The 3,180-nt window shown below is 61.0% G+C and carries 1 protein-coding gene and 1 pseudogene; one reads left to right on the plus strand and one right to left on the minus strand.

The features are described 5' to 3' along the window. Positions 1-31 precede the first annotated feature (31 nt). Positions 32-1,181 (plus strand): annotated as a pseudogene (locus BO39_RS29105) (IS3 family transposase). 15 nt (positions 1,182-1,196) lie between these two features. On the opposite strand, the gene BO39_RS29110 reads toward BO39_RS29105, so the two are convergent. Beyond that, positions 1,197-3,041 carry a putative bifunctional diguanylate cyclase/phosphodiesterase gene (locus BO39_RS29110; protein ID WP_084698675.1) on the minus strand — a complete coding sequence of 615 codons (1,845 nt, stop codon included), beginning with the start codon at positions 3,039-3,041 and terminating at the stop codon, positions 1,197-1,199. Positions 3,042-3,180: the final 139 nt, after the last annotated feature.

Here is a 3,180-nt window from a genome sequence, read left to right on the forward strand (position 1 = left end):
TGCTCCATTAAAAATCCGCCTGGGGCACCTCATGGGGGCTGGTCAACGGTTCACGATGGAATTTGAGGAGGAGGCGGTCCGGCTGGTCCGGACCAGCAGGTGAACCTAGCGCAAGATCGCCGAGGATCTAGGGATTGGTCTTTCAACGCTGGTCCGGTGGCTCAGCCGGAGCCGGGACCGGCAGATTGATGAGCCCGAGCCGCCCGGGCAGGAGAATGTCGCGGCCGAGCTGAAGCGGCTGCGGCCTGTGAACGAGATCCTTCGCTAGGAGCGAAACATTCCCGAACGGGCCACGGCTTTTTTCGTCAAGGAAGGAAGTCGGTGAGGTTCACGCTCACCGATGAGGCGAAGAAGGATTTCCCGTGCACCGTCTCTGCCGTGTCATTGGCGTCAGCCAGAGCGGCTACTTCGCCTGGATAGGTCGCCCGGCTTGCCGCCGCCAGCACGAGAACATGGTGCTGCTGGCCCATGTCCGCTCGGCCTTCGCGCTGTCCAACGGCACTTACGGCAGCCCGCGTATGACGCGGGAGATGCAGGATTGCGGTCTGGCGGTTGGACGCCGCCGGACGGCCTGCCTGATGCGGGAGAACGGCCTCCGCGCCCGGCAGAAGCGGCGGTTCAAGCGGACCACCGATAGCCACCATGCTTGGCCGATCGCGCCCAACCTGCTGGATCAGGATTTCTCCGCAGAGGGTCCTAACCAGAAGTGGGGCAGCGACATCTCCACCATCTGGACTCGCGAAGGCTGGCTGTATCTGGAGGTGTTGATCGACCTGTTCGCGCGCCGCGTCGTCGGCTGGGCCGTGGCCGACCGGCTGCACCGGGAACCGGCTCTGGCGGCTCTGCGCAAGGCCCTCGCCATGCGCAGCCCAGCTTCAGGACTGATCCATCATGCCGATCGCGGTGGTCAATACTGCTCCGCCGACTACCAGGCCGAACTCCGAAAGCGCGGCCTCCTGATCTCGATGTCTGGCAAGGGGAACTGCTATGACAATGCCATAGTAGAGACGTTCTTCAAGACGCTGAAGTCGGAACTCGTCTGGCGCACCATGTTCGAGACCCGCCAGGACGCCGAGCAAGCCATTGGCCGGTACATCGACGGCTTCTACAACCCTGTCCGGCGCCACTCCGCGCTCAACTCCATAAGCCCGGCCCAGTTCGAGAGAATGGCCGCCAGCTGATCCCATGCCTCTCCACTAAACTGCAGCAAGTCCCTCGGCTGATAGGTCGGTCGCAATGGAGTGTGGGACAGACGGCCGAGCGGTTTCAGTGCCAGTGATCACCGGGGCATACGGGCTGCTCAGGCACCAAGTCGAAAAGTCGGCGACTGCCAACGGGCGCGCAAAGAAGTACCCTTGCGCTTCATCGCAGCCAGCGCTTTCGATCCAGTTCAGAGCCTCGATGGCCTCAACTCCTTCTGCAACAACTCGGTAACCGAGGTTGTGGGAGAGCGAGACCATAGCGGCTGTGAGCGAGCGCTGACGCTCGTCGGTAGCCAGGTCGCGTACGAAGGTTTGATCGATTTTCACCACGTGGGCAGGGATGCGCTGCAGGTAAGAAAGACTGCTGTAACCCGTTCCAAAATCGTCAATGGCTAAGCGGACGCCAACGTCCGTCAGCACCTCCAGGACCGCGAGCGCTTGTCCAGTGTCCTCCATGACACCTGTTTCGGTGATCTCGAGTTCAAGCCAGCTAGGCGCAAGCGAGCGCTTGGCGAGGCTGTTCAGGACGCGATCCGCGAAGTCAGGCTCCAGCAGGTTTGCTGCAGAAATATTGACCGAAACTTGCAATTGCAAACCGGCGCCACGCCATTCCAGTAGTTGGTCGAGAGCGGTCTCAAGAACCCAAGCCGTAGCAGCCCTCACCATCGATGTCTGCTCGATGATTGGCATGAACTCAGCAGGTGATATCTCGCCGAGGCCTGGATGACGCCAGCGCAGCAAGGCTTCCGCGCCAACGCAGGTGCGCGAGATCACGTCGATGCGCGGCTGGAAAACCAACCTCAGCTGGTCCGCCGCTTCGAGAGCTGCCCCAAAGTCATTGAGGAGGGTAAAACGGCGCTGGTGAGCAGTGTCCTGGGTCGGCGAGTAGACACCCACCCTGACCTCCGTGCGCCGCGCGTCCTGTGCCGCGCCGTGGACATTGCGAAGGACGTCGAGCGGCTTTACCTCGCCCAGCCTGAAGGGCGCCACGCCGGCGACAGTGGTAATCACGAAGCGGGAGAGAGATGACTGCTGCATCTCGCTAAGCTGCTCCGCCAAACGAGCCGCATAGCCTCTCACCTCGACTTGCTTCGGCGTCAGGAACAGGAACTGTGTGGCTCCAACGTGGTACAGTTTACTGCTTGTGCTGATCCCCGTCCTGATCTCGCGGGACATGTCCCTGACCATGTCGTCAAGATAGGAAGACCCCATCACCCGTGTTGAGTTGCTGAGCTGCTCCGGGCTGGCGAGATCAATCAGTACAGCGAGGCGCTGGTCATGCTCGGGCTGGTCGCGTGCGAGATCCTCAAGATCCTCCGCGAACTGGGTTCGGTTTGACAATCGGCTCAGCGGATCAACCCGGCCGAAGGCGTGCTGCAACTCGATTTGGGCCATGACCATGGCTCCAAGATCTGCCAGTGCCGCCAATTCTGAAGAAGAGGCTTGCCTTGGCTCAAGGCCGAGGACGCACATGGCTCCCAAGCCGAAGCCATCGTTCGTGACCAGCGGTGCTCCCGCATAGAAGCGCACGCCAGTCTGGGCGAGATGGCTGTCGCGGTAGCAAGGATCCTCGAGCAGGTCAGGGATGACCACCAGGGCAGAAGTTTCCGCCACCTGAGCACAGGGTGCCTTGTTGCGGGGAATGGAGGTGTGGCTAACTCCTACGCGCGACTTGAACCATTGCCTGTCTCGATCGGTGAGCGAGACGGCTGCGATGGGCAGCCCGAAGATCTGTGCGGCCATGCGAGTGATCCGATCGAAGGCCTCACTCGGGTCCGTATCAAGCAGATCGAGTTGGTACAGCGCATCCAGGCGCGCCTCTTCAGTCGGTTCAGGCATCCTTTCACCTTCCCTCGGGGAAAGCGCCTGACACGGCGAGTTCCACAGTGATCATTGCCAGACGTTTCGTACAACAACACGCCATCCTCGTCATTGTAGATTGGCAAAGACTTCCTGTTCCTTTCTAAAATGTAATCTG

The organism is Roseomonas aerilata DSM 19363 (genome assembly GCF_000711725.1).
Classification (GTDB): Bacteria; Pseudomonadota; Alphaproteobacteria; order Acetobacterales; family Acetobacteraceae; genus Roseomonas; species Roseomonas aerilata.